This is a genomic window from Intrasporangium sp., assembly GCF_040414665.1.
Taxonomy (GTDB): domain Bacteria; phylum Actinomycetota; class Actinomycetes; order Actinomycetales; family Dermatophilaceae; genus Intrasporangium.
In genome coordinates this window covers 26,480-32,670 of the sequence record NZ_JBEDUL010000130.1, presented here as the reverse complement: position 1 = coordinate 32,670, position 6,191 = coordinate 26,480, and the positions used below count along the sequence as shown (strand labels likewise).

Below are 6,191 nucleotides of genomic sequence, written 5' to 3'. Positions count from 1 at the left end.
CCGCACCGGACCCGGCAGAACGGCACGTGGACGTAGATGCCCAGGTCTGCGCCGGCGAGGCCCGCCAGGGCCGAGCTCGGGAGCTCACCCGACGCGGGGGCGGGGTCTCCGTCGGGAAGCGAGCTGGGCGGCATACGGCCATTGTCTCAGCCGGAAGGGCACCCACTGGACACGCGAGCAGGCGCCCGGTCACCCCGAGTGCGTCGTGACGCCGTAGCGCGCCCGCGACTCGAGCGCCCATCGGGCCGCAGGAACGCTGACGAGCGCGATGCCGACCATGATGCCGGCGAGCATGAGCCACCCGCGCTCGCCCTGCTCGACGCAGAAGAACGTCACGAGAGGCGGGCCGATGACCGCCATGACCGAGAAGCCCAGGCCGGCGAAGCCTTGGTACTGGCCCTGCCGCTCGTGTGGGGCAAGCCCGAGCTGGAGGCCCCACTGCCCGCCCGAGCCGATCATCTCGCCGACGACGTGGACCAACGAGCCGGCGACGAGCACGGCGATGGCGATCCAGTAGCTGCCCCGGTCGGCGACCGCAACGATCGCGAACCCCGCTGCGATCCAGAGCGATCCGCGCACGAGCGCCTTGGCGCCGGCTGTCACCGAGTCGGACCGCCGCGAGAAGCGCACCTGGAACAGCGCGACCATCGCGGTGTTGACGATGAGCAGCACCGCCACCATGACCGTCGGAGCCTCGGTGTGCTCCGAGATGTAGAGCGCCAGGCCGAGCTCCATGACGAAGAAGTGCAGCGCGTAGAGGCCCGTCAGCGCGGTGATGACGACGTACGGCCAGTCACGCAGGACCGCGAGGCGAGGCTCGCCCGCGGAGCGCCGGTGCGGTGGCAGGTACGGCAGCCGGGTGCTGTTCCACGCGGCGAACGCGGTGAAGACGGCATTGAGCCCGAAGACCGCCACGTAGGCCCACGGCTCGTCGACGATCAGGGCGAGGCCGCCGAAGACGGAGCCGAGGCCGAGGGCGGAGTTGGTCACGGCCCGCAGGTAGGCCTTGAAGAGCACGCCACGGCCGCCGGTCGCCAGCTGGGCGATGACGCCTTGGTTGACCGCACCAGCCCCGCGCTCGAAGAACGCGAGCACGCCGAGCAGCACGGCAAGCACCAACGGTGACGGGGCGAACACCGGCGGTGCCGAGAAGATGGCTGCGCCGGTCATGAACAGCGTGAGCATCGCTCGTGGACCGCGGGTGTCGCCGAGGTGGCCGGCGGGAACCTGCACGACGATTCCGACGAACGCCCCGACGGACATGGCGAGGGCCACCTCGGTGGGGCTGAAGCCGACCTGTCGCGTGAAGTAGAGGGCGCTGGTCGTCAGCACCGCCCCGGCTCCGAACCGGTTCGCGAACGAGCCCAGAGCGAGGATCCGCAGATCGCGGTCGACGGGGATCCCCCGGTGGGTCAGCTTCTCCCGGCCGATCGCTGCTGCAGCTGTCGTCATTGCGCCTCCGTAAGTATCTTGATGTCAAGATATCTTCCGGACACGAGGGCGATGCAAGTCATTAACGGGAATCGCCTATCGTCGTGAGGGTGTACCAACCGAGCTGGATCGACCTGAGCGGCGTCGTCAACATGCGCGACCTCGGCGGTTTGCCGACCGAGGACGGAGACGTCGTCCGCCACCGTCGGCTGCTTCGGTCGGACAACCTGCAGGACCTCGCTGAGCGCTCGGTCACGACCCTGCTCGAGGAATACGGCGTCACGGACGTCGTCGACCTACGCACCCACGTCGAGGTGGCCAAGGAGGGAGACGGACCGCTCCGGGCCACTGCCGTGCGCCACCACCACTTCACGCTCTACCGGGAAGACAGCCGTGAGTCCGGCGTCCCGGCAGCAGAGCGCGCCCTGCCGTGGGAGCGGGACGAGGCCGAGGCTGCGGCGCTGCGCGGGGAGCGCGAGAAGCGCGGGCGCAGCCACGACGAGTTCTGGTCCGAGCACTACCTGTCGTATCTCTCGACGCGACCGGACTCCGTGGTCGCAGCGCTGCACGCCATCGCGGGCAGCGACGGCGCGACCATCGTCCACTGCGCCGCCGGCAAGGACCGGACCGGCACCATCGTCGGCCTCGCCCTGAAGATCGTCGGGGTGCCCGATGATGTCGTCATCGCCGACTTCGCAGCCTCGGCGCAGAAGGTCCCGTTGATCCTGGAGCGGCTGCGTCTCAAGCCTGCGTACGCCGAGAACATGAAGAACAAGACGGTGGCACAGCAGTCACCGACGACCGAGACGATGCGGCTGCTCCTCGGTGCGCTCGAGGCACGCCATGGCGGCATCCACGGCTGGCTCGGGAGTCAGGGCTGGACCCAGTCCGACACCGACCGGATGCGCCACAAGCTGCTCGACTGACCCACCCCGTCGCCGGGCGCCCTGTCCGCAGCCGCTACTCGCCGGCGTATGTCCCGAAGCTCCAGCGGTTGCCCTCGGGGTCGGCGATGGAGAAGCCCCGCGATCCGTAGTCGGTGTCCTCCAACGGCCGCACGACCCGCACCTCGAGCTCCTGAGCCCGCGCCCACACCGCGTCGGGGTCGTCGACGACGACGTAGACGCTGGCCGCTCCGCGAGGCGTCGTGAACGCGTCGTCCTCCTTGCCGCGCGAATGGACCATGACGCGGCCGCCCTCCGGCCAGACCATCTCGCTGTGCCTCACCGTGCCGTCGTCCTCCGCCACGAGGACACCGCCCTCGAACCCGAGCGCCTGCAGCCAGGTCCTCGCCGAAATCGCGTCGTCGTAGGCGATGCCCGCCCAGATGTTGTGGTCCGTCCGAGTCGTTGTGTCGTGTGTCTGCGTAGTCATGCCGTAACGGTGGCACGCCGCGCGACCTCGGTCTTGGACGAAAGCGAACTCGGACCGGGGCAGATCAGTCCGTATGCCGCTGGGCCGGCTCCATCTCGCGGGTGGCCTTTGCGAGGGCGTCCTCGCGCCGCCACCGCGCTGGTGACGTCCCGGCGAGGGCGCGCCAGTCACGGGTCAGGTGGCCCTGGTCCGCGTACCCGCACGCGACCGCCACGTCGGCGAGCGGGGCGCCCCCGGAGGCGACGAGGGGCACCGACCTCTCGAAGCGGCTCACCCTCGCAACCGCCTTCGGGGTCAGGCCGAACTCGGCCGAGAACTGCTGCTGGAGGTGACGCATCGACCAGCCGAGCCGCGCTGCCACGTCGCTGATCGCGACGGAGCCGCGCGCCCGGCGGATGAGCCGCCATGCGTGGGCCACCTCGACGCGCGGACGGCGGTCACCGGCTCCACCGGCGCGCCCGGCCCCGAGCCGACCGAGAAGGAGACGCTCGACCAGCTCGAAGCGTCGCTCCCACGAGTCCGACTCGTGCAGCCGCTCTCGCAGTCGGTCGGCATCGGCGCCGAGGACGTCGCCGAGCTCGAACGTCCCGTCCGCCATCTCCGCCGCCCGGCAGTCGAAGAGCGCCCGTGCCGCGCCCGGACGGAGTGCGAGCTGGATCCCGTGCTGGTTGCCGTCGTGGTGCACGTGGGTCGGCGCGACCGACAGCCCGGCGAGCACGGAGCCGTGGGCGCTCGGGTCACCTCGCCGGGTTGAGATCGTCAGCGGGGCCTCGATGGGGATGACGAGCGTGAGCGAGCACGACGGCATACCGACATGGATTCCCGGCGGGAAGCCGGACATCCGGTAGCCCGTGGCGCGCTCCACCCAGGGCGCGAGCGCCGGGCTGACGACGTGCTCGTGGTGCGCAGCATGGGGCATCCCTCCACCGTAACGGCGAGGCTGATGCGGACGCTGACCGCGGCTATTTCTTGGCCTTCTCGGCCCCGGCGTCGCTCGACAGCGCGGCGATGAAGGCCTCCTGCGGGACCTCGACGCGGCCGACCATCTTCATCCGCTTCTTGCCCTCCTTCTGCTTCTCGAGCAGCTTGCGCTTGCGGCTGATGTCGCCGCCGTAGCACTTGGCGAGCACGTCCTTGCGGATCGCGCGGATGTTCTCCCGGGCGATGATCCGCGAGCCGATCGCCGCCTGGATCGGCACCTCGAACTGCTGACGAGGGATGAGCTCCTTGAGCTTGGTCGCCATCATGACGCCATACGCGTACGCCTTGTCCTTGTGGACGATCGCGGAGAAGGCGTCGACGGGCTCGCCCTGCAGCAGGATCTGGACCTTGACGAGGTCAGCGTCCTGCTCGCCGTCGGGCTCGTAGTCGAGCGAGGCGTAACCACGCGTGCGCGACTTCAGCTGGTCGAAGAAGTCGAAGACGATCTCCGCGAGCGGCAGCGTGTAGCGCATCTCGACGCGGTCCTCGGACAGGTAGTCCATGCCGCGCAGCTGCCCCCGCTTTTGCTGGCAGAGCTCCATGATCGCCCCGACGAACTCGCTCGGGGCGAGGATCGTCGCGCGGACGATCGGCTCGCTCACCGAGGCGATCTTGCCCTCCGGGAACTCGCTCGGGTTGGTGACGTGGACCTCGGAGCCGTCGTCCATCGTCACGTCGTAGACGACGTTGGGCTGGGTCGAGATGAGGTCGAGGTTGAACTCCCGCTCGAGCCGCTCGCGGACGATCTCGAGGTGGAGCAGGCCAAGGAAGCCGCACCGGAAGCCGAAGCCGAGCGCGGCCGAGGTCTCGGGCTCGTAGACGAGCGCCGCGTCGTTGAGCTTGAGCTTGTCGAGCGCGTCGCGCAGGTCGGGGTAGTCGGACCCGTCGAGCGGGTAGAGCCCGGAGAAGACCATCGGCTTCGGGTCGCGGTACCCGCCGAGCGACTCCTTCGCCGGCTTGCTCGCATTGGTCACGGTGTCACCGACGCGGGACTGGCGCACATCCTTGACGCCCGTGATGAGGTAGCCGACCTCGCCGACGCCCAGGCCCTTCGAGGGGATCGGCTCGGGGCTGATGACACCGATCTCGAGCAGCTCGTGCGTGGCCTTGGTCGACATCATGACGATGCGCTCGCGGGGGTTGAGGTTGCCGTCGACGACCCGGACGTACGTGACGACGCCGCGGTACGTGTCGTAGACGGAGTCGAAGATCATCGCCCGGGCGGGTGCGTCCGCGTCCCCGACGGGGTGTGGGATCTGGGCGACGATCTGGTCGAGCAGCGGCTCGACCCCCTCGCCGGTCTTGCCGGACACGCGGAGGCAGTCGGCAGGGTCTCCACCGATGAGCTTGGCGAGCTCCTCGGCGTACTTCTCCGGCTGCGCAGCCGGCAGGTCGATCTTGTTGAGGACCGGAATGATCGTGAGGTCGTTCTCCATCGCCAGATAGAGGTTGGCGAGTGTCTGCGCCTCGATCCCCTGTGCTGCGTCGACGAGCAACACCGCGCCCTCGCACGCGGCGAGGCTGCGCGACACCTCGTAGGTGAAGTCGACGTGGCCCGGGGTGTCGATCATGTTCAGCGCGTACGTCCGTCCCTCGGCCTCCCACGGCATCCGCACGGCCTGACTCTTGATGGTGATCCCGCGCTCGCGCTCGATGTCCATCCGGTCGAGGTACTGCGCCCGCATCTGGCGCGCCTCGACGACGCCCGTCAGCTGGAGCATCCGGTCGGCGAGGGTCGACTTGCCGTGGTCGATGTGAGCGATGATGCAGAAGTTGCGGATCAGGTCCGGCGGCGTTGCGTGGGGCGCCAACGCGGAGCGGGCCATGGGCGACACGGTGGGAAGAACCTCGCAGAGTCGGGTCTGGGGGTGGGATCAGCCAATCCTCCCATGCTTTCCGCAGCGGATTTTCACGTATGCCGCTGGGCTGGGTTGGGTGGGGTGAGACGAAAAGTGCTGGAGCCGGTCGCCGTCGGCATGACACGTTGGCCCGTGGACGAGGAACCGATCCGGGAGGCAGCTCATGGAAACCCTCATCACCCGCACGGACGGCCGCGAGGACGGCGAGGAGTGGACCGAGAACTACGAGCGGCTGCCCGGCGGCGCCGGCATCTCGATCATCCTCGAGTCCACGACGAAGGAGGGCGTCGGGCCGCGGCTGCACCGGCACCCGTACGCCGAGACGTTCATCATCCGACGCGGCTCGGCGACGTTCACTGTCGGTGCCGGCGAGGAAGCGCGCCACATCACCGCGCACGGCGGTCAGGTCCTCGTCGTCCCGGCGCAGACGCCGCACCGGTTCCGGACCGGCCCCGAGGGCTACGAGGCCGTGCACATCCACGCCAACGACGAGTTCGTCACGGAATGGCTCGAGTGATCCCCGCGCACGACGCACTCGATCGATGC

Annotated in this window: 6 protein-coding genes; 2 read left to right on the top strand and 4 right to left on the bottom strand. The window is 69.3% G+C overall.

The window, feature by feature from the left end; translation table 11 throughout:
• Positions 1-189: 189 nt before the first annotated feature.
• Complete coding sequence (locus ABF401_RS13620) at positions 190-1,452, bottom strand: MFS transporter (RefSeq protein ID WP_353510105.1); 1,263 nt, start codon at positions 1,450-1,452, stop codon at positions 190-192.
• 89 nt (positions 1,453-1,541) lie between these two features.
• Here ABF401_RS13620 and ABF401_RS13615 point away from each other — a divergent pair, with 89 nt between their 5' ends.
• The gene (locus ABF401_RS13615) at positions 1,542-2,357 is read left to right on the top strand and encodes a tyrosine-protein phosphatase (protein ID WP_353510104.1); all 816 of its coding nucleotides are present in this window, start codon (positions 1,542-1,544) and stop codon (positions 2,355-2,357) included.
• A gap of 34 nt (positions 2,358-2,391) precedes the next feature.
• Here the strand turns inward: ABF401_RS13615 and ABF401_RS13610 are convergent, their stop codons facing one another.
• The 3 genes from ABF401_RS13610 to lepA form a co-directional block, all read right to left on the bottom strand.
• Complete coding sequence (locus tag ABF401_RS13610; RefSeq protein ID WP_353510103.1) at positions 2,392-2,805, bottom strand: VOC family protein; 414 nt, start codon at positions 2,803-2,805, stop codon at positions 2,392-2,394.
• A gap of 64 nt (positions 2,806-2,869) precedes the next feature.
• A complete protein-coding gene (locus ABF401_RS13605) occupies positions 2,870-3,724 on the bottom strand; it encodes a helix-turn-helix domain-containing protein (RefSeq protein WP_353510102.1) in 855 nt (284 codons plus the stop codon).
• A gap of 43 nt (positions 3,725-3,767) precedes the next feature.
• Entirely contained in the window at positions 3,768-5,612 is a 1,845-nt protein-coding gene (gene lepA, locus ABF401_RS13600; RefSeq protein WP_353510101.1) for a translation elongation factor 4, read from the bottom strand.
• A gap of 196 nt (positions 5,613-5,808) precedes the next feature.
• On the opposite strand from lepA, the gene ABF401_RS13595 reads away from it, so the two are divergent.
• On the top strand, positions 5,809-6,162 hold the full coding sequence (locus ABF401_RS13595; RefSeq protein ID WP_353510100.1) for a cupin domain-containing protein: 354 nt from the start codon (positions 5,809-5,811) through the stop codon (positions 6,160-6,162).
• The last annotated feature ends 29 nt before the right edge of the window (positions 6,163-6,191 follow it).

Bases quoted from the DNA above. Each gene is read 5' to 3' on its own strand.
- ABF401_RS13595 (WP_353510100.1), top strand. From the start codon at position 5,809: ATGGAAACCCTCATCACCCGCACGGACGGCCGCGAGGACGGCGAGGAG.
- ABF401_RS13605 (WP_353510102.1), bottom strand. From the start codon at position 3,724: ATGCCCCATGCTGCGCACCACGAGCACGTCGTCAGCCCGGCGCTCGCG.
- lepA (WP_353510101.1), bottom strand. From the start codon at position 5,612: ATGGCCCGCTCCGCGTTGGCGCCCCACGCAACGCCGCCGGACCTGATC.
- ABF401_RS13620 (WP_353510105.1), bottom strand. From the start codon at position 1,452: ATGACGACAGCTGCAGCAGCGATCGGCCGGGAGAAGCTGACCCACCGG.
- ABF401_RS13610 (WP_353510103.1), bottom strand. From the start codon at position 2,805: ATGACTACGCAGACACACGACACAACGACTCGGACGGACCACAACATC.